Origin of the sequence: Streptomyces griseorubiginosus, from assembly GCF_001514195.1 — a bacterium.
Classification (GTDB): Bacteria; Actinomycetota; Actinomycetes; order Streptomycetales; family Streptomycetaceae; genus Streptomyces; species Streptomyces griseorubiginosus.
In genome coordinates this window covers 902281-928633 of sequence record NZ_KQ948735.1, presented here as the reverse complement: position 1 = coordinate 928633, position 26353 = coordinate 902281, and the positions used below count along the sequence as shown (strand labels likewise).

At 72.0% G+C, this 26353-nt stretch carries 24 protein-coding genes and 1 pseudogene; 14 read left to right on the top strand and 11 right to left on the bottom strand.

Annotated features, from left to right (window positions below):
* Positions 1–16: 16 nt before the first annotated feature.
* From AQJ54_RS10525 to AQJ54_RS10505, 5 genes are all read right to left on the bottom strand, one after another.
* Entirely contained in the window at positions 17–442 is a 426-nt protein-coding gene (locus AQJ54_RS10525) for a YciI family protein (RefSeq protein ID WP_062024848.1), read from the bottom strand.
* A 165-nt stretch (positions 443–607) separates the two neighbouring features.
* The gene (locus tag AQJ54_RS10520) at positions 608–1285 is read right to left on the bottom strand and encodes a response regulator (RefSeq protein WP_062024850.1); all 678 of its coding nucleotides are present in this window, start codon (positions 1283–1285) and stop codon (positions 608–610) included.
* Positions 1282–2511 carry a sensor histidine kinase gene (locus AQJ54_RS10515; RefSeq protein WP_062236251.1) on the bottom strand — a complete coding sequence of 410 codons (1230 nt, stop codon included), beginning with the start codon at positions 2509–2511 and terminating at the stop codon, positions 1282–1284. The genes AQJ54_RS10520 and AQJ54_RS10515 overlap by 4 nt, the downstream gene beginning before the upstream one ends.
* Before the next feature lie 184 nt (positions 2512–2695).
* Entirely contained in the window at positions 2696–2974 is a 279-nt protein-coding gene (pspAA, locus tag AQJ54_RS10510; RefSeq protein ID WP_020137372.1) for a PspA-associated protein PspAA, read from the bottom strand.
* Between the two features lie 22 nt (positions 2975–2996).
* A complete protein-coding gene (locus AQJ54_RS10505) occupies positions 2997–3761 on the bottom strand; it encodes a PspA/IM30 family protein (protein WP_028809590.1) in 765 nt (254 codons plus the stop codon).
* Positions 3762–4078: 317 nt separating this feature from the next.
* Here AQJ54_RS10505 and AQJ54_RS10500 point away from each other — a divergent pair, with 317 nt between their 5' ends.
* Positions 4079–4681, top strand: coding sequence for a DUF3043 domain-containing protein (locus tag AQJ54_RS10500; protein ID WP_062024854.1), 603 nt, complete (start codon positions 4079–4081; stop codon positions 4679–4681).
* A gap of 83 nt (positions 4682–4764) precedes the next feature.
* Positions 4765–5466: a methyltransferase domain-containing protein gene (locus AQJ54_RS10495; protein ID WP_062236248.1), complete on the top strand. Its 702-nt coding sequence runs from the start codon at positions 4765–4767 to the stop codon at positions 5464–5466.
* A 73-nt stretch (positions 5467–5539) separates the two neighbouring features.
* On the opposite strand, the gene AQJ54_RS10490 is transcribed toward AQJ54_RS10495, so the two are convergent.
* The gene (locus tag AQJ54_RS10490; RefSeq protein WP_020137368.1) at positions 5540–5755 is read right to left on the bottom strand and encodes a hypothetical protein; all 216 of its coding nucleotides are present in this window, start codon (positions 5753–5755) and stop codon (positions 5540–5542) included.
* 118 nt (positions 5756–5873) lie between these two features.
* Between AQJ54_RS10490 and AQJ54_RS10485 the strand changes: the two genes are divergently transcribed.
* Positions 5874–7076 (top strand): bifunctional adenosylcobinamide kinase/adenosylcobinamide-phosphate guanylyltransferase, encoded by a 1203-nt coding sequence (locus tag AQJ54_RS10485; RefSeq protein ID WP_062236245.1) that lies wholly within the window; start codon positions 5874–5876, stop codon positions 7074–7076.
* Here the strand turns inward: AQJ54_RS10485 and AQJ54_RS47570 are convergent.
* Positions 7065–7829, bottom strand: a complete 765-nt coding sequence (locus AQJ54_RS47570) for a class I SAM-dependent methyltransferase (RefSeq protein ID WP_346265458.1) — start codon at positions 7827–7829, stop codon at positions 7065–7067. The two genes, AQJ54_RS10485 and AQJ54_RS47570, sit on opposite strands and share 12 nt — an antisense overlap.
* Before the next feature lie 151 nt (positions 7830–7980).
* Here AQJ54_RS47570 and cobT point away from each other — a divergent pair, with 151 nt between their 5' ends.
* The 3 genes and pseudogenes from cobT to AQJ54_RS46360 form a co-directional block, all read left to right on the top strand.
* Complete coding sequence (cobT, locus tag AQJ54_RS10475) at positions 7981–9084, top strand: nicotinate-nucleotide--dimethylbenzimidazole phosphoribosyltransferase (RefSeq protein WP_062024860.1); 1104 nt, start codon at positions 7981–7983, stop codon at positions 9082–9084.
* Between the two features lie 84 nt (positions 9085–9168).
* A complete protein-coding gene (locus AQJ54_RS10470; RefSeq protein WP_062236242.1) occupies positions 9169–10935 on the top strand; it encodes a phosphatidylglycerol lysyltransferase domain-containing protein in 1767 nt (588 codons plus the stop codon).
* A gap of 10 nt (positions 10936–10945) precedes the next feature.
* Positions 10946–11614: pseudogene (locus AQJ54_RS46360) on the top strand (hypothetical protein); the annotation flags it as partial.
* Positions 11615–12270: 656 nt separating this feature from the next.
* On the opposite strand, the gene AQJ54_RS10460 reads toward AQJ54_RS46360, so the two are convergent.
* Entirely contained in the window at positions 12271–13026 is a 756-nt protein-coding gene (locus tag AQJ54_RS10460; protein WP_062024864.1) for a hypothetical protein, read from the bottom strand.
* A gap of 73 nt (positions 13027–13099) precedes the next feature.
* On the opposite strand from AQJ54_RS10460, the gene AQJ54_RS10455 reads away from it, so the two are divergent.
* Positions 13100–13882: an adenosylcobinamide-GDP ribazoletransferase gene (locus AQJ54_RS10455; protein ID WP_062236239.1), complete on the top strand. Its 783-nt coding sequence runs from the start codon at positions 13100–13102 to the stop codon at positions 13880–13882.
* A gap of 31 nt (positions 13883–13913) precedes the next feature.
* Here the strand turns inward: AQJ54_RS10455 and AQJ54_RS10450 are convergent, their stop codons facing one another.
* A complete protein-coding gene (locus AQJ54_RS10450) occupies positions 13914–14705 on the bottom strand; it encodes an endo alpha-1,4 polygalactosaminidase (RefSeq protein ID WP_062237103.1) in 792 nt (263 codons plus the stop codon).
* Between the two features lie 207 nt (positions 14706–14912).
* Between AQJ54_RS10450 and AQJ54_RS10445 the strand changes: the two genes are divergently transcribed.
* From AQJ54_RS10445 to sucB, 3 genes are all read left to right on the top strand, one after another.
* Positions 14913–16448 (top strand): leucyl aminopeptidase, encoded by a 1536-nt coding sequence (locus AQJ54_RS10445; RefSeq protein ID WP_062236236.1) that lies wholly within the window; start codon positions 14913–14915, stop codon positions 16446–16448.
* Between the two features lie 290 nt (positions 16449–16738).
* Positions 16739–18127 carry a dihydrolipoyl dehydrogenase gene (gene lpdA, locus AQJ54_RS10440; protein WP_030327201.1) on the top strand — a complete coding sequence of 463 codons (1389 nt, stop codon included), beginning with the start codon at positions 16739–16741 and terminating at the stop codon, positions 18125–18127.
* Between the two features lie 59 nt (positions 18128–18186).
* Positions 18187–19917, top strand: a complete 1731-nt coding sequence (gene sucB, locus AQJ54_RS10435) for a 2-oxoglutarate dehydrogenase, E2 component, dihydrolipoamide succinyltransferase (protein ID WP_062236233.1) — start codon at positions 18187–18189, stop codon at positions 19915–19917.
* A gap of 52 nt (positions 19918–19969) precedes the next feature.
* On the opposite strand, the gene AQJ54_RS10430 is transcribed toward sucB, so the two are convergent.
* Entirely contained in the window at positions 19970–20632 is a 663-nt protein-coding gene (locus AQJ54_RS10430; RefSeq protein ID WP_062236230.1) for a hypothetical protein, read from the bottom strand.
* A 214-nt stretch (positions 20633–20846) separates the two neighbouring features.
* Between AQJ54_RS10430 and AQJ54_RS10425 the strand changes: the two genes are divergently transcribed.
* The 4 genes from AQJ54_RS10425 to AQJ54_RS10410 all read left to right on the top strand — a co-directional run bounded on the left by AQJ54_RS10425 (position 20847) and on the right by AQJ54_RS10410 (position 26049).
* A complete protein-coding gene (locus AQJ54_RS10425) occupies positions 20847–21470 on the top strand; it encodes a GntR family transcriptional regulator (protein WP_020115869.1) in 624 nt (207 codons plus the stop codon).
* A gap of 261 nt (positions 21471–21731) precedes the next feature.
* Entirely contained in the window at positions 21732–24437 is a 2706-nt protein-coding gene (aceE, locus tag AQJ54_RS10420; protein ID WP_062236227.1) for a pyruvate dehydrogenase (acetyl-transferring), homodimeric type, read from the top strand.
* Positions 24438–24496: 59 nt separating this feature from the next.
* Positions 24497–25474 carry a helix-turn-helix transcriptional regulator gene (locus AQJ54_RS10415; protein ID WP_062237101.1) on the top strand — a complete coding sequence of 326 codons (978 nt, stop codon included), beginning with the start codon at positions 24497–24499 and terminating at the stop codon, positions 25472–25474.
* A 56-nt stretch (positions 25475–25530) separates the two neighbouring features.
* The gene (locus AQJ54_RS10410; protein ID WP_020137353.1) at positions 25531–26049 is read left to right on the top strand and encodes a DUF4240 domain-containing protein; all 519 of its coding nucleotides are present in this window, start codon (positions 25531–25533) and stop codon (positions 26047–26049) included.
* Positions 26050–26105: 56 nt separating this feature from the next.
* On the opposite strand, the gene AQJ54_RS10405 is transcribed toward AQJ54_RS10410, so the two are convergent.
* A complete protein-coding gene (locus AQJ54_RS10405; protein WP_062236224.1) occupies positions 26106–26315 on the bottom strand; it encodes a hypothetical protein in 210 nt (69 codons plus the stop codon).
* Positions 26316–26353: the final 38 nt, after the last annotated feature.

Sequence of the window (26353 nt, the reverse complement as noted above, 5' to 3'; positions counted from 1 at the left end):
CGGTGGGGCGGTCCGCTCATCCACCGGCGTGGCAGTCGTCCGTGGCGGTGGGCGAGGTCGCGTAGAACGGGCGCAGCTCCAGCCACTCGTGGATGGGCCTGCCGCCGGCGCCGGGGGCGGCCGACAGCTCGCCGGCGAGTTCGAGGGCCCGCTCGTAGGTGTCGACGTCGATCACCATCCACCCGGCGATGAGGTCCTTGGTCTCGGCGAACGGGCCGTCGGTGACGGGCGGGCGCCCCTCGCCGTCGTAGCGCACCCACGTCCCCTCGGGGGCGAGCGCCTGGCCGTCGACGAACTCCCCGCTCTTCTCCAGCCGCTCCGCGAAGTCCCGCATGTACTGCACGTGCGCGGAGATCTCCTCGGGCGTCCACTTCTCCATGGGCACGTCGTTGGCCGGAGCCGGAGCGCCGCGGTAGTGCTTGAGCAGCAGGTACTTGGCCATGGTGTCTCTCCTCGGTCCCGATGCGGCCCATTCTGGCCGCTCTCACCACGGGGACGGAGCGGGACGCGGGTTCTCGACATCGCCGGGGGATTTCTTTTTCCCGGTTCTCGTGGAACGGCGGGAGCCCGCGCGCCGGTCGGCTCGGGACCGGGGACGGGCCTGGAGTCACTCCGCCCTCGGCCGTACCAGCCCCGACTCGTACGCGATCACCACGAGCTGGGCCCGGTCCCGGGCGCCCAGCTTGGCCATGGCCCGGTTGACGTGGGTCTTGACGGTGAGGGGGCTGACCTCGAGGCGCTCGGCGATCTCGTCGTTGGAGTGACCGCCGGCGACCTGGACGAGGACCTCGCGCTCGCGGACGGTCAGGGCGGCGAGGCGTTCGGTGCGGAGCGGGTCGGGCTCCTCGTCGTCGCCCTGGGCGAGGAAGCGGGCGATCAGGCCCTTGGTGGCGGCCGGGGACAGCAGGGCCTCGCCGCCGGCCGCGACCCGGATGGCCGCGAGGAGTTCGTCGGGCTCGCTGCCCTTGCCGAGGAAGCCGGAAGCGCCGGCCCGCAGCGACCGCACCACGTAGTCGTCCACCTCGAAGGTGGTCAGGATGACCACGCGGACGTGCGCGAGGGAGGGGTCCTCGCTGATCAGGCGGGTGGCGGCGAGACCGTCCGTGCCGGGCATCCGGATGTCCATGAGGACGACGTCGGCGCGCTCCTCCTTGGTCAGCCGCACGGCCTCGGCGCCGTCGGACGCCTCACCGACGACCTCCATGTCCGGCTCCGAGTCGACGAGCACACGGAAGGCACTGCGCAGCAGCGCCTGGTCGTCGGCGAGCAGGACACGGATCGTCATACGGGCTCCCCCAGCTGGTCCTTGGTGGCGGATCGGGTCTTGACCGGCAGGATCGCATGGACGCGGAAACCGCCTCCGTAGCGGGGACCGGTGGTCAGGGTGCCGCGCAGGGCGGTGACCCGCTCGCGCATGCCGAGCAGGCCGTGGCCACCGCCGCCGTCCGGGTCGTGGTCCTCGCCGTTGCCGTTGTCGAGGACGGTGATCTCCACGTTCGGGCCGACGCGTACGACGCTGACCTCGGCCTTCGCCTCCGTGCCCGCGTGCTTCTGGACGTTGGTGAGGGCCTCCTGGATGACCCGGTAGGCGGCCAGGTCGACGGCGGCCGGGAGGGTCGTGCCGTGGTCGGCGCGGGCGACCTCGACATGGAGGCCCGCACTGCGGAAGGTGCCCACGAGCTCGTCGAGGCGGGCGAGGCCGGGGGCGGGTTCGGTGGGCGCCTCGGGGTCGCCGGACTGCCGGAGCAGGCCCACCGTGGCGCGGAGTTCGTTGAGCGCGGAGCGGCTGGCCTCGCGGACGTGGGCGAGGGCCTCCTTGGCCTGGTCGGGCCGCTTGTCCATGATGTGCGCGGCGACTCCGGCCTGGACGTTGACCAGGGCGATGTGGTGGGCGACCACGTCGTGCAGGTCGCGGGCGATGCGCAGGCGTTCCTCGGCGACCCGGCGCCGGGCCTCCTCCTCGCGGGTGCGCTCGGCCTTCTCGGCGCGCTCCCGGATGGCCTGGACGAAGGCGCGGCGGCTGCGGACGGCGTCGCCCGCGGTGGCGCCGATGCCGGTCCAGGCGAAGATGCCGAGGTTCTCCTGGGCGTACCAGGGCAGCGGGCCGGCGAGCATGGCGGCACCGGTGAGGACGGTCATGGTGAGCAGCCCGACGCGCCAGGTGGTGGTGCGGTCGGTGGTGGAGGCGACCGTGTAGAGGGCGATGACGGCGGCCATGGCGACGGGGGCGCGGGGGTCGCCGGTGACGCATTCGGTGACGGAGGCGGCGCCGGTGACGGCGAGGACCGCGAGGGGGGCGCGGCGGCGGAGGACCAGGGCCGCGGCGGCGACCGCGATCAGGACGAGGCTGAGGGGGGCCGGGGTGCGCAGGCTCCAGCTGACGTCGTGCTCGCTGTGCGGGTCCACGAAGGAGCCGGCCACCATGCAGAGAAAGACCCCCGCGGCGAGGACGGCGTCCGCGGCGACGGGGTGTGCCTTGAGGTGGCGGCGGACTCGGTCTCGGGGGGTCACGTCTTCCTGCGGCGCTGGGGCCGGGGGTGTCGGGGGTGGCTGTGCGTTTGCGGCTGCCTGGCTGTGTGGGGGTGCGCGTCCTGGGGGCTGTGCCCCCAGACCCCCCTTAGGCCCTGAGGGCCTCGTCCTCGGACGCCGGACGGGCTGGAATGGCCTGGACCGGCGTCCAAGGACACAAGAAACGTCAGCCCGGGATCAAGCCGTCGTCGCTGAGGAGTTCCCGGACCTCCTCCAACGTGGCGTCCGGGGACGGGAGGATCAGTTCCGAGGGTTCCAGGGAGTCGTCCGGGAGCGGGTCGCCCAGGTCCCGGACGCGGGTGAGGAGGGCTTGGAGGGTGCGGCGGAAGCCCGGGCCGTCGCCCTTCTCCATCTCGGCCAACAGCTCGTCGTCCAGTGTGTTCAGGTCGGCGAGGTGGCTGTCGGCCAGCCTCACCTGACCCTCCCCCATGATCCGTACGATCATGTCGCCCTCCTCGGCGTGGGCCCTACTGCTTGTCGAAGCGCGGGGTGTCCTGCGGCTGCTGCTGGGACTGCGACTGGCCGGTGCCGCCCTCGATCGCCTGCTGCGAGGACCCTCCCGCCAGCTCCGCCTTCATGCGCTGCAGTTCCAGCTCTACATCCGTACCACCGGAGAGCCGGTCCAGCTCGGCCTGGATGTCGTCCTTGTGCATGCCGGACTGGTCGTCGAGGGCGCCGGAGGCGAGCAGTTCGTCGATCGCGCCGGCCCGCGCCTGGAGCTGGGCCGTCTTGTCCTCGGCGCGCTGAATCGCCAGGCCCACGTCGCCCATCTCCTCGGAGATGCCGGAGAAGGCCTCGCCGATCCGGGTCTGTGCCTGGGCCGCCGTGTAGGTCGCCTTGATGGTCTCCTTCTTGGTACGGAAGGCGTCCACCTTGGCCTGGAGCCGCTGGGCCGCGAGAGTGAGCTTCTCCTCCTCACCTTGGAGCGTGGAGTGCTGGGTCTCCAGATCGGTCACCTGCTGCTGGAGCGCGGCACGGCGGGACAGGGCCTCGCGGGCCAGGTCCTCACGGCCGAGCGCGAGCGCCTTGCGGCCCTGGTCCTCCAGCTTCGAGGACTGCGACTGGAGCTGATTGAGCTGGAGCTCCAGGCGCTTGCGCGAGGTGGCGACGTCGGCCACGCCCCGGCGCACCTTCTGGAGCAGCTCCAGCTGCTTCTGGTACGAGTAATCGAGGGTCTCGCGAGGGTCCTCGGCCCGGTCAAGGGCCTTGTTCGCCTTCGCGCGGAAGATCATCCCCATACGCTTCATGACACCGCTCATGGGCTTCGCGCGCCCCCTTCTGACGGACTTCCAGCTCCAGCTCTGCGACAGAACCCACAGTACGGGCCCTGCTTCCATTGACGCACTGTTCGGGGACCGATGCGCTCATCCCCAAGGACGACTGACGAATCCCTTGCTCCGGCGTAAGGAGTAGGTGACCTTCAGGGTCACCAGGGTGAGTGACCCGTCACCGGACGTCCCCTCTGTCCCCCTACATGACGACTGGTGTTGCCGGATCGTTCCCCACGGGGCTGGGGTCCAACCCCGGACACCCCTTACCCTTGGGTTTTGTGTTCCGTAGCCGTGCCACCAAGGAAGAGAAGGCCGCCGTCGCCGACAAGGCGCAGCTGACCGACTCCAAGCAGATCCGCGACCCGCAGGCCCCCAAGGGCCGGCCCACGCCCAAGCGCAGTGAGGCCCAGTCCCAGCGCCGCAGCGTCGCCAACACGCCGACCTCGCGCAAGGAGGCCTCCAAGAGGCAGCGCGACGAGCGCCGTGCGGCCCTGGACCGGCAGCGCCAGGCGCTGGCCGGCGGCGACGAGCGGTACCTGCCCGCGCGCGACAAGGGCCCGGTGCGCAAGTTCGCCCGCGACTTCATCGACTCGCGGTTCAACGTGGCGGAGTTCTTCCTGCCGATGGCCGTGGTCATCCTCGTGCTGAGCATGGTGCGGGTGGGCGCGCTCCAGAGCATCGCGCTGCTGCTGTGGCTGGTCGTGATCGTGCTCATCGTGCTGGACGCGATCGTCAACGGCGTCCGGCTGCGCAAGCAGCTCATCGAGCGCTTCCCGGACCACAACCGCAGGGGCGCGGTCGGCTACGCCCTCATGCGCTCCCTCCAGATGCGTCGCCTCCGGCTGCCGAAGCCCCAGGTCAAGCGCGGAGAGCGGCCCTGAGTACGACGTCTTTCTCCGGGGGTGCGGCCGATGCCTGGCTGGGCAAGCTGGGCGGGCTGCGGAACGTCGTACGGCAGGAGCTGGTGGCCCGGCAGCTCGACGAGCAGATAGTCGGGCGGTACCCGGTCGGACAGCGCCTCAGGGTGCTCGACGTGGGGATGGGGCAGGGCACCCAGGCGCTGCGGCTGGCCCGTGCCGGACATCAGGTCACCGGGCTCGAACGGGACGCCACGATGGTGGCTGCGGCCCGGGAGTCGCTGTCCGCCGAGCCCGAGGGCATCCGGGACCGAATGCGGATCATCGAGGGCGACGGCCGGGACACCGGGGTGCACTTCCTGCCGGGCAGTTTCGACGTCGTGCTCTGCCACGGCGTGCTCATGTACGTCGAGGAGCCCGATCCGCTGCTGGCCGGGCTGGCGCGGATGCTGGCGCCGGGCGGGCTGCTGTCGCTGCTGGTGCGCAACGGCGACGCGCTGGCGATGCGGCCGGGGCTGGCCGCGGACTGGGCCGACGCGCTCGGCGCCTTCGACACCACGGCGTACCGCAACCGGCTGGGGCTCGATGTGCGGGCCGACCGGCTGGGCGCCCTGACCGCGACGCTCGCCGGCATCGGGGCGCCGCTCCAGGCCTGGTACGGCGTGCGGGTGTTCACGGACACGGCCGGCGACGACGCCGAGGTGCCCGACGACATCGAGACACTGCTGGCCTGCGAGGAGCGGGCCGGGCGGACGGATCCGTACCGGGGGGTGGCGGCGCTGCTGCACCTGTGCGGGGTGCGCGGCTGAGCCCGTTCCGGCGAACGGCAGAGGTGTGGGCGGGGGCTCTTGCGGGCCCCCGCCCACGCCTCTTCCACGCCGCTTACGCCTCTTCGGCCGCCTTCAGGCTCATCGGGCCGTAGATCTCGGTGGCGTCCTCGAACAGGCGGACCTGTTCGGCGCCGCCGGCGAGCAGGGGCTTCCAGTACTCACCGAGCCAGGACTCGGCGTCTCCCTGGGTCGTGAACTCCTCGGGCTCGACCGCGGGCTCGGTCTCCGCACCGTCGGACTTCTCGAATCGCCAGGTCCATGTGGCCATGTGAGCCTCCCGTGTTTGAGCCGTTACGAAGAGCACCCTAAGCGGTTGGTCGTCGGACGCGGGGCGGCGGGGGGAAGTCGGCGCGCTTGATCAACAGGGACCGGCGAGAATCGGTTGCGTGGAACTCACTTTGCTCGGAACAGGTGCTCCCGCCGGTCTCCCCCGACCGTCCTGCCCCTGCGCCGCCTGCGCAACCGCGGTCGCCACGGACGCCCGGGCGGCCACCTCCGTACTCGTCGACGAGACGCTGCTGCTCGATCTCACGCCCGGTGCCGCGTTCGCCGCGGCGAGATCGGGGCATTCACTCGCGGGTGTGCGGCAGGTTCTGCTGTCGCACCCCCACGACGGGCCTCCCGTCGAGGTGCCCGCGGGGGTCCCGCAGCCGGGGCGGGTGCCGGACGGGCGGGAGTTGGCGTTGTTGACCGGGCATCGGGTGCGGGCGGTGGCGATGGACGCGCCGGGCACCGGGTACGCCGTGACCGGGCCGGACGGCCAGCGGGTGCTGTACCTGCCGCCGGGGGGCGCGCCCGCGGGCCTTGAGGAGGGGGCCGTCGAGCCGTACGACGTGGTGCTCGCCGACGTCGTACGGCGGCCGGACGCGCTGGCGCGGCTGCGGGCCGTGGGGGCGGTGGGGCCGACGACCGACGTGGTCGCCGTGCATGTCGACCATGACGTGCCGCCGGGGGCGGAGTTGCGGCGGAGGCTGGCCGCGGCCGGTGCGCGTGCCGTGCCCGACGGGACGACCCTCGCCGTCGGCGTCTACGAGGACGTGCCGGACGTGCCCCGGCGGACGCTGGTGCTGGGCGGGGCGCGGTCCGGGAAGTCGGTGGAGGCCGAGCGGCGGCTGGAGGCGTTTCCCGAGGTGCTGTACGTCGCCACCGGGGGGTCGCGGAACGGGGACACCGAGTGGGCCTCGCGGGTCGCCACCCACCGGGAGCGGCGGCCGGGGTCGTGGCGGACGACCGAGACGTGCGATCTGGTGCCGCTGCTGAAGGACGACGGGGCGCCACTGCTGATCGACTGTCTGTCGCTGTGGCTGACGGACGCGATGGATGCCGTGGGAGCCTGGGACGACGCCGAGTGGGCCGGCGGCGGGGAGCGGGAACTGCGGTCGCGGGTGCGGGAGTTGACGGAGGCGGTGCGCGGGACGCGGCGAACCGTGGTCGCCGTCTCCAACGAGGTGGGCTCGGGCATCGTCCCGGCGACCGCCTCCGGCCGCCGCTACCGGGACGAACTCGGACGCCTCAACACGGCGTTCGCGAACGAGTGCGAGCAGGTGGTGCTGGTCGTGGCGGGCCAGGCACTGGTCCTACGGGGCTGAGGGGGCCGGGGCGGACGGGTCGTTGACGCCGGTGTCCTGGACGTCGTTGACGCCGGTGTCCTGGACGTCGGGGGTGCCGGTTTCCTGGACGTCCGCGGTGCCCTGGGTGCCCGTGACGGCGGTGTCCACCGCGTCCCAGACAGCCGCGTCCGGGATGCGCTCCCTCCCGGCGACCGGGTTCAGCGGCTTGCGGGCGATCACCCGGTACGTCCTCGCGAAACGGGTGCCGGACAGGAGGAGGGACGCGGTGTGGTCCAGGGCTCGGGCGACGGGGAGGAGGTCGGCCGGGACGTGGGGGGTCAGGCGGGGCGGGATGTGGGCGGATCTGCGGGACGTGGCGACGATCGCGCAGCCCTGGGACTCCAGTGCGGGCCGGGGGTCGTCCGGGGACTCCACGAGGAGGTGGCCGCCGGGGCGCAGGACCGCGAGGGCGGCCCGGAGCTCACCGGGATCGGCCGGCCGGTTCAGGAGGCTGACCACGTCGTAGCGGGCGCGCAGGTGGGCGGCGAGGTGCGGGTCCGTCAGGGCGCCCCGGTAGCCCTCCTCCAGGCGCTCGACGGCCTGGGCGTGCAGGACGCGGGGCGTGGGGTCGATGCCGTCGAAGGCGGTGTAGGGGAAGAACGTGCGGGCCGCCTCCGGGAAGTCCGCGTCCCCCGTCCCCACGTCCAGCCAGCTCTCCGGCTCCGGCAGCCACCGCAGCGCCCGTGCGGTGGAGCGAAGACGCCGTACGGACGGGGCGGTCGGTGCGGGCATGGGGCCTCCCGGGGACGCACGGAGTTCAGCACGGCAATCCAGCACGGCAATCCACTACAAAACGGAACGTATGGGATCCCGATCCGGGGTGCAATGACGTCCGGGCCCCGTGGCGCCGCCGTGTTCGATCAGGGCCGGTACTGTTCGGCGAATGAGCTCGCTTAATCTCGACGACTTCACCGATCTGATCGAGCGCCCCGACGGCGGGGTGCGTCGCGACGCGGAGGCGCGCCGGGAGCGGCAGGTCGTGCCGCCCGGGTCGCTGGGCCGCCTCGACGACCTGGGTGAGTGGCTGGCCGCGGCGCAGTCGGCCGTTCCGGTACGGCCGGTCGAACGGCCGCGGGTCGTGCTGTTCGCCGGAGACCATGGGATCGCCGCCCAGGGGGTCTCGGGACGCCCCGCGGGCAGCGCCTCGGAGCTGGTGCGGGAGGTTCTGGAGGGCGGCCGTCCGGTGTCGGTCCTCGCGCGGCGGCTGGGCGTGCCGGTGCGGGTCGTCGACATGGCGCTGGACTGCGATCCGCAGGAACTGCCGGAGGACGTCGTACGGCATCGGGTGCGGCGCGGGAGCGGCCGTATCGATGTCGAGGACGCGTTGACGCTCGAGGAGGCGGAGGCCGCTCTCCGGGCCGGGATCGCGGTCGCCGACGAGGAGGCCGACTCCGGTACCGATCTCGTCGTGCTCGGCGATGTGAGCGTGGGCGGGACCACGGCGGCGGGCGTGCTGGTCGCCGCGCTGTGCGGGACCGACGCGTCCGTGGTGACCGGGCGCGGCGGGACCGGGATCGACGACCTGGCGTGGATGCGCAAGTGCGCGGCGATCCGGGACGCGCTCAGGCGGGCGCGGCCGGTGCTCGGGGACCAGTTGCAGCTGCTGGCGACGGTCGGCGGCGCCGATCTCGCGGCGATCACGGGCTTCCTGCTCCAGAGCGCGGTGCGCAAGCTGCCGGTCGTGCTGGACGGGGTCGTGGTGTCCGCCTGCGCGCTGGTGGGCCAGCGGATCGCGTTCCGGGCGCCGGACTGGTGGCTGGCCGGGCAGAACAGCGGGGAGCCGGGGCAGACGAAGGCGCTGGACCGGATGGCCCTGGAGCCGCTCCTCGACCACGGGGTGACCGTCGGCGAGGGCGCGGGCGGGCTGCTGGCCCTGCCGCTGGTGCAGGCCGCGGCAGCGCTGGCCGCCGAGCTGCCGGAGAGGCCGGACGTCGTCTCGGAGGAGCCCGAGTCCGCGGAGTCCGAGAAGCCCGAGACGGAGGAGTAGGGGTTCGGCCGGTCGGGCACCGCAGGGCCGCGCCGCCGTGGCTGAGCGGCGTCACGGCGGCGAAGCGGGGCAGGATCACCCTTTATGGGAGATGTCCTGGATTCCGGTGCCCGTGCCCGCCGACCGTCCACCGCCGCCTCACGGCGGGCCGCCGGGTTCGCCGTCTGGTACCTGCGGGTCGTCGCGTTCGTCAACTTCCTCAGTGCGGTGTGGGTGACGCTGGGGCAGGACGTACGGCGGCACAACCAGGAGGACTACTTCACGCCGTATCTGCTGACGGCGGGATTCGCCTCCGGGGTGTTCACGGCGTTCCTCGCCATCACCATGCGGCGCCGCAAGCGGGCCGCGTGGATCCTGAACCTGGTGCTCTCCGGGGCGTTCCTCGCGCTGTTCCTCTTCGCGATGGCGTTCCCGGAGATCCGCCGGTACGCGCAGAACTGGATCTCGCTGGTCCTCACCGCCGCGTTCGTCGTCGCGCTGCTGGTGGGGCGGCGGGAGTTCTACGCCAAGGGCGACCGGTCCAACCCGCGGCTCGCGGCGGCCGTCGCGGTCGGCGGACTGCTCGTGTCCTCGCTGCTCGCCGCGCTGCTGGTGACCGTCACCAACGAGGCGTCCACGTCGTCGAACTTCGCGCAGCGGTGGTGGTACGGCACCCTGCGGCTGGTCTCCGTGGCCGCCGACGACTCCCGCTTCGACGGCATCGTGACGCCGAACTGGGTCGACGTCGTCATCAACGTGCTCAGCACGGTCCTCGTCCTGGCCGTCTTCTACGCCGCCTTCCGCTCCCGGCGTGCCGTCGACCCGCTCACCGAGGACGACGAGCGGCGGCTGCGGGAACTCCTCGACAAGCACGGGGAACGGGACTCCCTCGGCTACTTCGCGTTGCGCAGGGAGAAGAGCGTGGTGTGGTCGCCGACCGGGAAGGCGGCCGTGACCTACCGGGTCGTCGGCGGGGTCTCGCTGGCCTCCGGCGATCCGATCGGGGACCCGGAGGCCTGGCCGGGGGCGATCGAGCCGTGGCTCGCCGAGGCGCGGGAGCACGGGTGGCTGCCGGCGGTGATGGGCGCGGGCGAGGACGCGGGGACGGTGTACGCGCGGCACGGCATGGACGCGTTGGAGCTGGGTGACGAGGCGATCGTGGAGATCGCCGACTTCACCCTGGAGGGCCGTGCCATGCGGACCGTCCGGCAGGCCTACAACCGGGTCGGACGGGCCGGGTACACGGTCCGGATCCGGCGCCACGAGGACATCCCCGCCGAGGAGATGGAGGCGCTCGTACGGCGGGCCGACGACTGGCGGGACGGGGCCGTCGAACGCGGCTTCAGCATGGCGCTGGGGCGGCTCGGGGACCCCGAGGACGGTCGCTGTGTGGCGCTGGAGTGCCATGACGGCGAGGGTGAGCTGAAGGCGGTGCTCTCCTTCGTGCCCTGGGGGCCGCACGGGCTGTCGCTCGACCTCATGCGCCGGGACCGCGACGCCGACAACGGCCTCATGGAGTTCATGGTCATCGAGCTCCTGAATCGGGCCCAGGAGATCCAGATCACCCAGGTCTCACTCAACTTCGCGATGTTCCGTTCGGTCTTCGAACGTGGGGCACGGCTCGGCGCCGGGCCGGTACTGCGGTTGTGGCGGTCGCTGCTCAGCTTCTTCTCGCGCTGGTGGCAGATCGAGTCGCTGTACCGGGCCAACGCCAAGTACCGGCCCATCTGGGAGCCGCGGTTCCTGCTCTTCGAGAAGAGCGCGGACCTGCCCCGGATCGGCATCGCCTCGGCCCGCGCGGAGGGCTTCCTGGAGGTGCCGGGTCTGCCGGGGTGGCTGCGGCGCCGGGAGCACCTGAGTACGCACAGATGAGGACGGTGGGATGAAGAGGGTCGCCCGCTGGGCCCGAGCGGAGTGGGGGCCGCTGTACGTCACCGTGCGCGCGCACGTGCTCCGGCGGAGGTGGCGGGCGGTCCCCCTGGCCATGACGGCCGTCTGCCTGACACTGACCCTCCACGTCGTGCACAACCAGCCCTGGGGCTACGACGTCGTCCAGGACGTGGGTGCCGTGCGCGCGGCGGACCCCCTGTGGCTCGCTCTCCTGCGCACCCCCCTCTCCCTGTTCGTGCCCGCGCTCGACCTGCCGGTGTGGGGTGCGCTGGTCCAGATCCTGTTCGTGTTCGGGATCGCCGAGATCTGTCTGGGCCGGTGGCGGACGCTGGCGCTGGCCTACGCGGCCACGCTCGCCGGCACGCTGTACGCCCGCGTGGGCGTCTCGCTGGGCCCCCACCACCCCTTCGGCCTCACCGCCACGGACGCCCATGTCGTCGACACCGGCCCGTCGGCGGCCGTGGTGGGCCTCGCCGTCTTCCTCGGCTGGCGCTACGGCGCCCGGGTCACGGCGGGCGCGGTGATCGTGGCGATGGTGATCGAGGTGGTGGCGAAGGAGAACCTCGCCGGCAGAGAACACCTGGCAGCGATCGCAGCGATGCTGCTGCTGTGCGCACTGTCGGCGGTACGGCGACGCCGGGGCGGACGGGTCGGCGGGGGCGGGGCGCGGAACGCCGGGGCGGGCAGCGGGGCTGGGTCCCGGGTGAGCGACGACGGATCAGGCGTCCCCAGGACGGACTCTGAAGGCGGGGCCGGATCCTCGGCCGGAGGTGGGGGCGAGCCACGGGGTCGGATCGGAACTAGGGCTGGCGCTGGAGCTCAGCGAGGGACCGGGACTGGTGTCGGGGCGGAAGCAGGAGCCGGGGGAGAGGCCGAGGTCGGGTTACGGGCTGGGGCCGGGGCAGGTGGTGATGGCAGGGGCCCTCGTACTGAGCGTCACGCTCGACGACGCCAGGTGTCCTAACCCGCTGCCGATGCCGGAGCAGGTATTGGGGCGGAAGCCGGGGCCAGGGGTGAAGTCGAGGTCGGGTCACGGGCCGGGACCGGAGCGGAGGCCAACCCTGGGACCGGGCCTGGGACCGGGACTGGAGCCGAGCCCGGGACCGGGGTCGGTGGTGACGGGCGGGGGGGTCGGGGCGATCGTCATGGTCGTCGGCGTGGGGGGCTCGGGCATGCTGTCGATGCTGGGGCCGGAACCGAGGCCGAGGCCGGCGCGTGGTTCAGGGCGCGGACCCGGGCCGCGACCGAGACACGGCCCGACGCCGGATCGGGGTCCGGGCTGCCGGCGCGCGGTCGCTGAGGCCGGCGGGGTGGGACTCATGGCTCCAGTGGTCGTACCGGGTCCGGTTTGCCGGCGATGAGGTCCTGGAATTTGCGGCGGGGGCCCGCCCAGCGCTTGTCGTGGCGGTAGGCGCGGAGCATCGCCCGGGCCCGGGCACGCGGTCGGCGGCCGTAGAAGCGGCGGGCCCAGAAGGAGCCGGGGCGGGCCAGGCGGATCAGTCCGATGATCCCCACGAGCGGGACGATCACACTGAAGATCGCCATCCGCGCCTTGCCCTTGAGCAGCACGCCCATCGCGAACAGGAAGTTGACCACCACGCTGGAGATGACGCCCCCGCGGTCCTGCGCCTCGCCCTGCGTCACGTCGTCGACGCCGAACGGCGAGAACCCGGCGAGCACCAGTCCGACGAGCGCCGCCGTGAGGACGACGACCTCGACGCTCTTGCGGCCCTCCTCGCTCCAGTACACGTCGTCGAGGTGCAGGATCAGCGCGAACTCGTCCAGCACCAGCCCCGCACCGATCCCGAACACGACCGCGAACAGCGCCGCACCGAAGCCGTGCCGCCCGCTGGCGACCGCGCCGAAGCCGCCCACGATCGACAGCACGACCCCGGGGACCACATGGTGGATGTGCACCCCGCCGGTGCTGATGTTGCCGAAGGGCCCCTTGCCGGCCCGGATCAGCCGGGTCACGCACCGGGTGATCAGGAAGGTCAGCACGAACGCGGTCAGCGCCAGCAGCAGCGGCAGCTTGCCCGGTTCGACGATGTTGCGGTGCAGCCAGTGGCCCATGCCCCCAGTCTCACGGGACCGGGGGCGGCCCGCCGTGCCACTAGGTCGTCCGGGCTACCCTGCGGACGTGTCCATGACCTCACCCCGCGCCGACGGCCTCCGCTTCGCCTTCGGCACGCTCAGCGTGCTGCCGGTGAAGGTGACCCGCTGGGACCGTGAGGCGGCCCGCGGCGGCATGCTGTGCGCGCCGCTGGTCGGTCTGGTGCTGGGCGGTCTCTCGGCCGCCGTGGGTCTCCTGCTGCTCCTCCTCGGCGCCTCCGCGCTGCTCGCCGCGATCGCCACGGTCGCCGTGCCCGCCGTCCTCACCCGCGGCCTGCACCTCGACGGCCTCGCCGACACGGCCGACGGCCTGGGCAGCGGCAAGCCCGCCGAGGACGCCCTGCGCATCATGAAGCAGTCCGACATCGGCCCGTTCGGTGTGATCACCCTCGTGCTGGTGCTGTTCGCCCAGGTCGCCGCGCTGTCCCAGGTGTACGGCGGCTCCTGGGCCCGGGGCGCGGTCGCCGCGGTGGTCTCCGCGACGGCGGCCCGCCTGGCGCTGACCCTGGCCGCCCGTACCGGCGTCCCCGCGGCCCGTCCGGAGGGCCTGGGCGCCGCCGTGGCCGGAGTGGTCCCGCTCCGTGCCGCCGCACTGGTGGCCCTCGCCGTGACGCTGGGGGCGGCCGCCGTAAGCGCGCTCTTCGGGCCGTACGACGTGGTCCGCACGGTCCTCGCGGTCGCCGCCTCCGTGGCCGCCGCCGAACTGCTGCTGCGGCACTGCACGCGCCGCTTCGGCGGGGTGACCGGCGATGTGTTCGGAGGGATTGCTGAGACGGCGGCGACGGCGGCGCTGGTGATCCTCTCGCTGGCCTTCTGACGGGCCCCGGCCTTCTGACAGCCCCGGCCTTCTAGCAGGCCTCGCGCCACACCCCCAGCTCGTACTTCTTCAGCATCGAACTCAGCTTCAGGCGGCGGGACTCGACGCAGAAGCGGCTGGTGGGCAGTTCGTACTCGACGTGGAAGACGGCCTTGTCGGCCTTGATGAATGGTGTCATGTCCGCGCACTCGTCGTACTGCGCGCACTGCTCGTTGACCGCGAAGTCGAAGTCGCCCACCAGTGCCGGTATCTGGTCGAGGTCGTTCTTCAGGCCGACCGCCATGCCCCGCTCGTGTGCCAGCCGCGCGATCAGCCGGTTGTAGCGGAGCTGGTCGGCCGCGGTGAGGGGGAAGCCGGTGCGGTTCTTGTAGCCGTCCATGTTGTCCGGCTCCACCGCGTCGAAGCCCTTCTCACGGCACATGTCGAGGCGGCGCGCCATCAGCGGTTCGAGGACGTCCGTGGCGCGTATGTCGAGCCAGCGCTCGCCCTCCCAGCCGTTGCCGCGCCCGATCACCGACCGGGGGAACCTGCCGGCGTCGGGCCGCCAGTCCTCGAAGGCGCCGGTGGACAGGTAGCAGATGACCTTGCGGCCCTTGTCGTGCAGGGCGGACACCAGCGCCTTCGACTGGTCGAAGCCGTCGACGTCGTAGACCGGCACGTCGACGGAGGTGTCGATCCGGCCGGTCAGCTGCCACTGCCAGGCGGTGCCGGGGCGGGGCCGCCACCGCGCGTCCCCGGCATCGGAACCGGACGTGCTCCCGGACGTGGTCGAGCACCCCGCGGTCATCAGGAGCAGGGCGACGAGGAGGAGGGGGCGCTTCAGGGCTGGGCGCTTCAAGGCTGGGCTCCTGGGCATGCGGGACGATCGGCGGCCGACCCGAGCGTAGGCTCTTCACGGGTGGTCGCCGACAGGGGTGGAGGCCCCGATCGGGATCCGTTTTCGGACACGAAATAGGGTCGGCCGTCGGGCCCGGTCGACCCACCCGCTCGACTCATGCGAACTTCACATCGGAAGCGAGAATTCACCACCGTGACTGCTCTGACTCTCAGCACCTCCGCGGCGCCCGGCCTGCGGGCCGACGCGATCGTGATCGGCGTCGCCAAGGGCGCTAAGGGCCCCGTCGTGGCGCCGGGCGCCGAATCCGTGGACAAGGCCTACGACGGCAAGCTCGCCGGTGTCCTGGAGACCCTCGGTGCCTCCGGCGCCGAGGGCGAGCTGACGAAGCTGCCCTCGCCCGCCGGCCTCAAGGCCCCGCTCGTGGTGGCGGTCGGCCTGGGCGCCGAGCCGGAGAAGGACTCCTCCTTCGCCGCGGAGGCGCTGCGCAAGGCCGCCGGTGTCGCCGCCCGCGCGCTGACGGGCGCGAAGAAGGCCGCGTTCGTGCTGCCGCTGGGCGACGCCGCCGACGTCGGCGCGGTCGCCGAGGGCGTGCTGCTCGGGGCGTACTCCTTCACCGCCTACAAGGAGAATGCGCCTTCGAAAAGCGCCCCCAAGGCCGGCAACGGCAAGGCGCCGCTGGCCGAGGCCGCGCTGCTCGGCGGCAAGCCGCGGGACGCCGCGCACAAGGCCGCCCTGGCCCGGGCCGTCGCGGTCTCCGAGGAGCTCAACCGCGCGCGCGACCTCATCAACATGCCGCCGAACGACCTGAACCCCGAGGCCTTCGCCGCGATCGTGCAGACCGCGGGCAAGGAGCACGGGCTCAAGGTGCAGGTGCTCGACGTGAAGGCCCTGGAGAAGGGCGGCTACGGCGGCATCCTCGGCGTCGGCGCGGGGTCGACGTCGGGGCCGCGGCTGGTGAAGCTGTCGTACACCTCGTCCAAGGCGAAGAAGCACCTCGCGCTGGTCGGCAAGGGCATCACCTACGACTCGGGCGGCATCTCGCTGAAGCCGGCCGGTCACAACGAGACGATGAAGTGCGACATGAGCGGGGCGGCGGCGGTGTTCGCGGCCGTGGTCTCGGCCGCGCGCCTTGGTCTCGAGGTCAACGTGACCGGGTGGCTGGCGCTGGCCGAGAACATGCCGTCGGGGTCCGCCACCCGGCCCGGTGACGTGCTGCGCATGTACAGCGGCAAGACGGTGGAGGTGCTCAACACCGACGCCGAGGGCCGGCTGGTGCTGGCGGACGCGCTGTGGGCGGCGTCGGCGGAGAAGCCGGACGCGATCGTGGACGTGGCGACGCTGACCGGGGCGATGATGCTGGCGCTGGGCAGCCGCACCTTCGGGATCATGGCGAACGACGACGCGTTCCGCACGGCGGTGCACGAGGCCGCGGAGGAGGTCGGCGAGCCGGCCTGGCCGATGCCGCTGCCGGAGCACCTGCGCAAGGGCATGGACTCCGCCACCGCCGACATCGCGAACATGGGTGAGCGGATGGGCGGCGGGCTGGTCGCGGGACTGTTCCTGCGGGAGTTCGTGGGTGAGGGGATCGCCTGGGCGCACCTCGACATCGCGGGTCCTGCGTTCAACGACGGGGGCCCGTTCGGGTACACGCCGAAGGGTGGGACGGGGTCCGCGGTGCGGACGCTGGTGCGGCTGGCGGAGCTTGTCGGCTCCGGTGACCTGGGGTGATGTTCGCCTAAGAGCTCGATACCTGAGGGGCGTGGGCGACTGCGGGCCGGTTGTGGCTGGTCGCGCAGTTCCCCGCGCCCCTTCAGGTGTCTCACCGGGGCCCCGCTTCACATGTGAGCGTGTGGTGTCTCACACCCCGGCCCGGCGTCTCGTTCGGTCCCGACAAGTGCGAAGATGGGGCTCGGCAGGACAGGGCCCCCACCACAGGGCCGAAGAAAGAGCGGCCGGACACCAGCCGCCGCCCGGTCACTGCAGACCGGCGTACGGCGCACATGCATGGAGGACGTGACGTGGCGAACGACGCCAGCACCGTTTTCGACCTAGTGATCCTCGGCGGTGGTAGTGGCGGTTACGCCGCGGCCCTGCGCGGGGCGCAGCTGGGGCTTGACGTCGCCCTGATCGAGAAGGACAAGGTCGGCGGTACCTGCCTGCACCGGGGATGCATCCCCACCAAGGCCCTGCTGCACGCGGGCGAGATCGCCGACCAGGCCCGCGAGAGCGAGCAGTTCGGTGTGAAGACCACCTTCGAGGGCATCGACATCGCCGGGGTGCACAAGTACAAGGACGGCGTGATCGCCGGTCTGTACAAGGGCCTCCAGGGGCTCGTGGCCTCGCGCAAGGTGACGTACATCGAGGGTGAGGGCCGCCTGTCCTCCCCGACCTCCGTCGACGTGAACGGCCAGCGCGTCCAGGGCCGCCACATCCTGCTGGCGACCGGCTCCGTGCCGAAGTCGCTGCCGGGTCTGGAGATCGACGGCAACCGGATCATCTCCTCGGACCACGCCCTCGTGCTGGACCGGGTCCCGAAGTCCGCGATCGTCCTCGGTGGCGGTGTCATCGGCGTCGAGTTCGCCTCCGCCTGGAAGTCCTTCGGGACCGACATCACCATCATCGAGGGCCTCAAGCACCTCGCCCCGCTCGAGGACGAGAACTCCTCCAAGCTTCTTGAGCGCGCGTTCCGCAAGCGCGGCATCAAGTTCAACCTCGGCACCTTCTTCCAGAAGGCCGAGTACACGCAGGACGGCGTGAAGGTCACCCTCGCCGACGGCAAGGAGTTCGAGGCCGAGCTGCTGCTGGTGGCCGTGGGCCGCGGGCCCGTCTCCGCCGGTCTCGGCTACGAGGAGCAGGGCGTCGCGATGGACCGCGGCTACGTCCTGGTCGACGAGTACATGCGCACCAACGTCCCGACCATCTCCGCCGTCGGTGACCTGGTCCCGACGCTCCAGCTCGCGCACGTCGGCTTCGCCGAGGGCATCCTGGTGGCGGAGCGTCTGGCCGGTCTGAAGACCGTCCCGATCGACTACGACGGTGTCCCGCGGGTGACGTACTGCCACCCCGAGGTCGCCTCCGTGGGCATCACCGAGGCCAAGGCCAAGGAGATCTACGGCGCGGACAAGGTCGTCGCTCTGAAGTACAACCTCGCGGGCAACGGCAAGAGCAAGATCCTGAACACCTCCGGCGAGATCAAGCTCGTCCAGGTGAAGGACGGTGCCGTGGTCGGCGTCCACATGGTCGGCGACCGCATGGGCGAGCAGGTCGGCGAAGCCCAGCTGATCTACAACTGGGAGGCGCTGCCCGCCGAGGTCGCGCAGCTCATCCACGCCCACCCGACGCAGAGCGAGGCGCTCGGCGAGGCGCACCTGGCGCTGGCCGGCAAGCCGCTCCACTCGCACGACTGACCCTCGGTCGACGAAGCGACGACACAGACTTCCGCAATTCGTAAGGAGCAACCGAAACCATGGCGGTTTCCGTAACCCTTCCGGCGCTCGGCGAGAGCGTCACCGAGGGCACCGTCACCCGCTGGCTGAAGGCCGAGGGTGAGCGTGTAGAGGCCGACGAGCCGCTGCTCGAGGTCTCGACCGACAAGGTCGACACCGAGATCCCCTCCCCCGCCGCCGGCGTCCTGGCCTCCATCAAGGTCGCCGAGGACGAGACCGTCGAGGTCGGCGCCGAGCTGGCCGTGATCGACGACGGCACCGGCGCCCCTGCCGCTGCCCCGGCTCCGGCCGCCGAGCCGGTCGCCGAGCCCGCCCCGGAGCCGGCCGCGGCCGCTCCGTCCACCGAGCAGGCCGCCCCGGCGCCCGCTCCCACCGCCGAGGCCGCGTCCGGCGGCGGCTCCGCCGAGGGCACGGACGTCGTCCTGCCCGCGCTCGGCGAGTCCGTCACCGAGGGCACCGTCACCCGGTGGCTGAAGGAGGTCGGCGAGGAGGTCGCGGAGGACGAGCCGCTGCTCGAGGTCTCCACCGACAAGGTCGACACCGAGATCCCGTCCCCGGCCGCCGGTGTGCTGCTGGAGATCGTGGTCGGCGAGGACGAGACCGCCGAGGTCGGCGCCAAGCTCGCCGTCATCGGCGCCCCGGGTGCGGCTCCGGCCGCCGCCCAGGCTCCCGCCGCGCCCGCCCCGGCCCCGCAGGCGCCCTCGGCTCCGGCCCCGCAGCAGCAGACGGCTCCGGCTCCCGACCCGGCGCCCGCCGCTCCGGCTCCGGCGCCCGCCCCGGTCACCCCGGCCCCGGCCCCGGCCGCGACCTCCGGTGACGACGGCGCGTACGTCACCCCGCTGGTGCGCAAGCTCGCCGCCGAGAACGGCGTCGACCTCGCCTCCGTCAAGGGCACCGGCGTCGGTGGCCGCATCCGCAAGCAGGACGTCGTCGCCGCCGCCGAGGCCGCGAAGGCCGCCGCTGCCGCTCCGGCTCCGGCCGCTGCCGCCGCCCCGGCCGCCAAGAAGGCGCCGTCCCTGGAGGCCTCCCCGCTCCGTGGCCAGACCGTCAAGATGCCCCGCATCCGCAAGGTCATCGGCGACAACATGGTCAAGGCGCTGCACGAGCAGGCGCAGCTGTCCTCGGTCGTCGAGGTCGACGTCACGCGTCTGATGAAGCTGCGCGCCCGGGCCAAGGACTCCTTCGCCGCCCGTGAGGGCGTCAAGCTGTCCCCGATGCCGTTCTTCGTCAAGGCCGCGGCCCAGGCGCTGAAGGCGCACGCGCCGATCAACGCCAAGATCAACGAGGGCGAAGGCACGATCACCTACTTCGACACCGAGAACATCGGTATCGCGGTGGACTCCGAGAAGGGCCTGATGACCCCGGTCATCAAGCACGCGGGCGACCTCAACATCGCCGGCATCGCGAAGGCCACGGCGGACCTCGCCGGCAAGGTCCGCGCCAACAAGATCACGCCCGACGAGCTGTCCGGCGCGACCTTCACCATCTCCAACACCGGTTCGCGCGGTGCGCTCTTCGACACGATCATCGTGCCGCCGGGCCAGGTCGCGATCCTCGGCATCGGCGCCACGGTCAAGCGCCCGGCCGTCCTGGAGACGGAGGAGGGCACGGTCATCGCCGTCCGCGACATGACCTACCTGACCCTCTCCTACGACCACCGTCTGGTGGACGGCGCCGACGCGGCCCGTTACCTGACCGCGGTCAAGGCGATCCTGGAGGCGGGCGAGTTCGAGGTCGAGCTCGGCCTGTAAGGCTGTCCGGTGCCCTCTGTCCGGAACTCTCCGGGCAGGGGGCACCGCCATGTCACCGGGGCGTCAGCGTCTGGTCCGACCAGCCCCACAGCTCCTCCACCCACACGTTGGGGACGGAGAGCCTGGGCGTCGGGGTGAGGCCCTTCGTCCGGTACGCCTTGAGGACGTCGTAGGTGGCGTCCAGGCAGTCCCGCGAGGTGAGCTCGCCGGTCCTCGGGTCGACGCCGACGAGGAAGCCGCGCTGCTCGACCGTACGGATCATCGCCCGGGCCCTGTTCACGTGGTAGGTCGAGGTCGTCGTGCAGCGGTAGCGGCTGTAGGGGTGCTCGGCGGTGCCGGGATAGTGGGCGTCCGTGGACATGTCCCTGAGCATGCGGTCGTACGACCCCTGCGCGTGCCAGGCTCCGATGTCGCCGCCCGGCGGGGTGTACAGCTTGCCGCTGGGGTTCTCGACGGCGCCGTAGACCCAGCGGCCGGTGGCCGGGATCCTGAAGCCCCAGCCGACGTGACCGAACTTCTGTGCCCCGTCCGGCTTGACGAAGACGCAGGCGGCGCCGGTGCCGCGAGCCTTTCCCGCCATCCCCGTGATCGCTTCCGCGCCGGCCGGTGTCGTCCCCGCCGTCGCCCGGGTGGTCGTCTCCTGGCAACCCGTCACGGCGACGATCGCGCCGATCACGGCCGCGACGGCCAGTCCCCGTCGTCCCCCGATGTGCATGCCGTCCCCCTGTGGTGCGAAGGGGCGCCCCGCGTGGGAACCCCTGACCGACGCGACACGCCCTGGAAGCCGTGGGGTTCCGTGACTTGACAGAAGTCGTGCGGCTGGGAGCGTGTAAGCCTCGTCTCACCTGCATGGAAGCGCCCCCGTGCGCCCCTCCCGGACGGGCCCTCGGCCTTATTGTCTTTACGTCAAACGCCCTTAAGGAGCTCCCATGACCGCGCCCGTCGTCCACTCGCTGCGCGAACAGATCCGCGAGCACATCGTGGAGGGGATCGTCAGCGGGCGCTGGCAGCCGGGCGAGCGGATCGTGGAGCGCCGTATCGCGACCGAGCTGGAGGTCAGCCAGACGCCGGTGCGGGAGGCGCTGCGCGAGCTGGAGTCGCTGCGGCTGATCGAGTCGGCGCCGAACAAGGGCGTCCGGGTACGGAACCTGACCGCGGCCGACCTGGAGGAGAGCTACCCGGTCCGGGCCGGTCTGGAGGCGATCGCGGCGGAGCTGGCGGCGGAGCGGCTGGCGCAGGACTGCTCGGCCCTGGAGCCGCATGTCGCCGCGCTGTACGAGGCGGACCGGGACTCGGACGGTACGGGCCAGGTCCGGCACACGGTGGGCTTCCACCGCGAGCTGGTGCGGGCGGCCGGCAACTCGGTGCTGCTGCACACCTGGGAGGGCCTGGGCATCGAGGTGTTCACCGCGCTGTCGATCCGCTGGCTGGGGACCGTCCAGCAGTCGTACGCGGAGGAGCACGAGGAGCTGGTGGCGGCCTTCAAGCGGCGGGACCCGCGGATCCCGGAGATCGTGAAGGCCCATGTCCTGGGGTGCGCGCCGCGGGCCTGACGCAGTCGAGCGCACCTGCGCTCACCTGCGGAAATCCCTCAAGAACAGGGCACCCGGTGTCTCCGTCGGAGGCACCCCGTGCCTACTTTCTCGATATCGAGAAGTTTTGCCCGGGAACCCTTTGATCGATCATCGATCAGCGAGTTATTGTCGCCGACGGGCCCTTACCGGGGCCCTCCGCCCTGTCCTGCCAAAGACCAAGGGCACCCCCGAAACCCTGCCTGATTGAGGGAACCCCCTTCGACTGAGGAAGGCGGCGACATGACCGACCCCAACGCCATCCAGGCCAGCGAGCTCGACCAGCTCCCCGACCGGGACCCCGAGGAGACCGCCGAATGGCAGGCCTCCCTGGACGCGGTCGCCAAGGCGGCCGGCCCGCACCGTGCCGCGTACCTGATGCGCCGCACGCTGGAGAGGGCGGAGGGCAACGGCATCGCGCTGCCGAAGCTCCTCGAGACCGACTACGTCAACACCATCCCCACCGCCGCGGAGCCGGGCCTGCCCGGTGACCCGGCGATGGAAGCCCGCATCACCGCGTGGAACCGCTGGAACGCGGCCGCGATGGTCACCCGCGGCTCCAAGTACGGCGTCGGTGGCCACATCGCCACCTTCGCCTCCGCGGCCTGGCTCTACGAGACCGGCTTCAACCACTTCTTCAAGGGCAAGGAGGCCGACGGGTCCGGCGACCAGCTCTACATCCAGGGCCACGCCTCCCCCGGCATCTACGCCCGCGCCTTCCTCGACGGCCGGCTGACCGAGCAGCAGCTCGACAACTTCCGCCGCGAGTCGGGCGGCAACGGCCTCCCGTCGTACCCGCACCCCCGCCGGCTGCCCTGGCTCTGGGAGTTCCCGACCGTCTCCATGGGCCTCGGCCCGCTCTCGGCGATCTACCAGGCCCGCTTCAACCGCTATCTGACGGCGCGCGGCATCAAGGACGTCTCGCAGTCCCACGTCTGGGCCTTCCTCGGCGACGGCGAGATGGACGAGCCGGAGTCCACGGCCGCCCTCGCACTCGCGAGCCGCGAGGGTCTCGACAACCTGACCTTCGTCATCAACTGCAACCTCCAGCGCCTCGACGGCCCGGTCCGCGCGAACTTCAAGATCGTGCAGGAGCTGGAGGCCCAGTTCCGCGGCGCCGGCTGGAACGTCGTCAAGTCGCTGTGGGGCTCCGCCTGGGACGAGCTGTTCCAGCTGGACACCACGGGCGCCCTGGTACGACGGCTCCGCGAGGTACCGGACGCGCAGGTGCAGACGTACCAGACGCGTGACGCCGCCTACATCCGCCAGGACTTCTTCGGCAAGGACCCGGCGCTCGTCGAGATGGCGAAACTGCTCTCCGACGACAAGATCCTCGAGTGCTTCCACCTCTCGCGCGGTGGCCACGAGGCGAGCAAGGTGTACGCCGCCTACAAGGCCGCCGTCGAGTTCAAGGGCGCGCCGACCGTGATCCTGGCCCAGACGGTCAAGGGCCACACCCTCGGCGAGGGCTTCGCGTCGAAGAACGCCAACCACCAGATGAAGAAGCTGACGGTGGACGAGTTCAAGACGATGCGTGACCTTCTCGAACTCCCCATCTCCGACGCTCAGTTCGTCGACGGGGTCGTTCCCTACGGCCACCCCGGCGCCGACTCCCCCGAGGTGCGCTACCTCCAGGAGCGCCGCGCGGCCCTCGGCGGTCCCGCCCCGGCCCGCCGTGTCCACCCGGTGGCTCCGCTGCCGGCCCCCGCGGAGAAGGCGTTCGCCTCCTTCGACAAGGGCTCCGGCTCGCAGAACGTGGCGACCACGATGGCCTTCGTCCGGCTCGTCAAGGACCTGGTCCGCGACAAGGAGACCGGCAAGCGCTGGGTGCCGATCGTCCCCGACGAGGCGCGCACCTTCGGCATGGAGAGCCTCTTCCCGTCCCTCGGGATCTACTCCCCCAAGGGCCAGACGTACGAGCCGGTCGACCGCGACCAGCTGATGTACTACAAGGAGGCCAAGAACGGCCAGATCCTCAACGAGGGGATCACCGAGGCCGGTTCGATGGCCGACTTCATCGCCGCTTCGACGTCGTACGCGACGCACGGCGAGGCGATGATCCCGTTCTACATCTTCTACTCGATGTTCGGCTGGCAGCGCACGGCCGACCAGATGTGGCAGCTCGGCGACCAGCTGGGCCGCGGCTTCCTCGTCGGCGCCACGGCGGGCCGCACCACGCTGACGGGCGAGGGCCTCCAGCACGCGGACGGCCACTCCCCGGTCATCGCGGCGACGAACCCGGCGGCACTGACGTACGACCCGGCGTTCGCCTACGAGGTCGCCGCGATCGTGCGCGACGGCATCCGCCGGATGTACGGCGAGGCGGCCCCGGGTGAGGACCCGAACGTCTTCTACTACCTCACCGTCTACAACGAGCCGCTCCCGCAGCCGGCGAAGCCGTCCGTCGCCGGCATCGACGAGGGCATCGTCAAGGGCCTGTACCGCTTCAACACCGTCGAGTCGGCCGGGATCGGCGTGGCCGCGGCCAACGCCCCGCGCATCCAGCTGCTCGGCTCCGGCACCGCGATCCACTGGGTGCTGAAGGCGCAGCGGATGCTGGCCGAGGAGTGGGGCGTGGCCGCCGACGTGTGGTCCGCGACCTCCTTCACCGAGCTGCGCCGCGACGCGCTGGAGGCCGACGCGGCCCTGCTGCGCGGCGAGGAGCGGGTCCCCTACGTCCGTCAGGCGCTGCACGGCGCCGAGGGCCCGGTGCTCGCGGTCTCCGACTACATGCGCCAGGTCCCGGACCAGATCGCGCAGTGGGTCGAGCAGGACTGGTCCTCGCTCGGCGCGGACGGCTTCGGCCTCTCCGACACCCGCGAGGGCGCCCGCCGCCACTTCGGCGTCGACGCCGAGTCGGTCGTGGTCGCGGCCCTGGCCCAGCTGGCCCGCCGCGGCGAGGTCAAGGCGACGGCGGTGAAGGAAGCACGGGAGAAGTACGGGCTGTAGCGACCCGGTGACTGAGGAGGCCCCCGCCGCGGCGGGGGCCTCGTTGCATGATGGGCCCCATGCGTGCCGCCCGCCTGATCAAGATGGTGCTCCTCCTCCAGTCCCGGCCCTCCATGACCGCCGCCGAGCTCGCCGAGGAGCTGGAGGTGTCCGAGCGGACCGTCACCCGGGACGCGCAGGCGCTGTCCGAGGCGGGGGTGCCGGTGTACGCCGAGCGGGGGCGGGCCGGCGGGTACCGGCTGATCGGCGGGTACCGGACCCAGCTCACCGGACTGCACCGCGGCGAGGCGGAGGCCCTGTTCCTGTCCGGGCTGCCGGGGGCGCTGCGCGAGATGGGCCTGGAGGACGCGGCCTCGGCGGCCCGCCTGAAGGTCTCGGCGGCACTGCTGCCGTCACTCCGCGACGCCTCACGCTCGGCCGCCCAGCGCTTCCACCTCGACGCCCCGACCTGGTGGAGCGAGCCGAAGACGCCCGAGCTGCTGCCCGCCGTCGCGGACGCGGTGTGGGACGACCGGCGGGTCGTCGCCCGCTACCGCAAGGGCGAGGCTGAGGTCGAGCGGGAGCTGGAGCCGTACGGGCTCGTGCTGAAGGCGGGCGTCTGGTACCTGTGCGCACGGGTGCCGGAGGCGTCCGGAGCGTTCCGGGTGTACCGGATCGACCGGTTCACGGCGGTGGCGCCCGACGGCGATCGCTTCGATCGCGACGAGGACTTCGATCTGCCGGGGTTCTGGGAGGAGCGGGCCGCACAGTTCGCGCGGGCCATCCTGCGGGCGGAAGTGCTCGTACGGCTGTCCCCGGACGGTGTGCGCGTGCTGCCGCACGTCCTGGACCGGCTCTCCGTGCAGGAGGCGCTGGCGGAGGCCGCGGCGCCGGACGCGGAGGGTTGGGTGACGGTGACCGTGCCGGTGGAGTCCGAGGAGGTCGCGCACTCCCAGCTCGCGGGACTGGGGCCGGAGGTGGAGGTGCTGGCCCCGGAGGGCCTGCGGGCGCGCTTCGCCGCGGACGCGCGGCGCCTTGGCCGCCTGTACGGGACATAACAATCCGCCGCACTCCACGTGCGCCCCGTCCCGGGAGGCCCGATGCTGGACCCGTGATGGACGAGACGGAGTTCTGGGAGCTGGTGGACGCCACCCGCGACGCCGCCGAGGGCGACCCCGAGGAGCAGGCCGACCTGCTCGTGGACCGGCTCCTCGCGCTGGACCCGGACATGGTCCTCGACTTCGCCCGTCACTTCGAGGCCCGCTTCAACCGCGCGTACACCTGGGATCTGTGGGGCGCCGCGTGGATCCTGCTGGACGGGGCGAGCGACGACGCCTTCGACTTCTTCCGGTGCTGGCTGATCGGGCAGGGGCGTGAGGTGTACGAGGGCGGGGTGCACGATCCCGACTCGCTCGCCGACCTCCTGGCCGACTTCGACGAGGAGATCGACGGCGACGGCGAGGAACTGGGATACGCGGCCGACGAGGCCTACGAGCAGCTCACCGGCACGGTCGCTCCCGATCTGGGCATTCCGCCGGCGGCCGCCGAGCCGCTGGGGGCGCCGGTCGAGCTGGAGAACGACCGGGTGCTGGCGGAGCGGTATCCCAAGCTGTGGGAGCGGTTTCGAGGCTGAGGGCTTGTCGGCGGCCACCTCTGTTCGGGCCGCCCTGAGTTCAGGCCGACCTCAGTTCAGCTCGTCGCGGTGGCCCGGCGTCGGGTCGGGTCCGTCGGCAGGTAGGCCTGGCTCTGGTCGGCCTTCACCGCGTGGTGCAGGGGGGCCGCGTTGGCCTGGTCGAGTGCGGATGCGGTGACGGCGGCCGGGCCGAGGACGACGGCCGCGACCGCGCAGACGACGGTCCAGACCCGCTGGTTGCTCTTGTGGATGCTGCTGCCGTTCATGATCCCCACCTTCGGTCGGCTTGTGGTGACGACCGTAG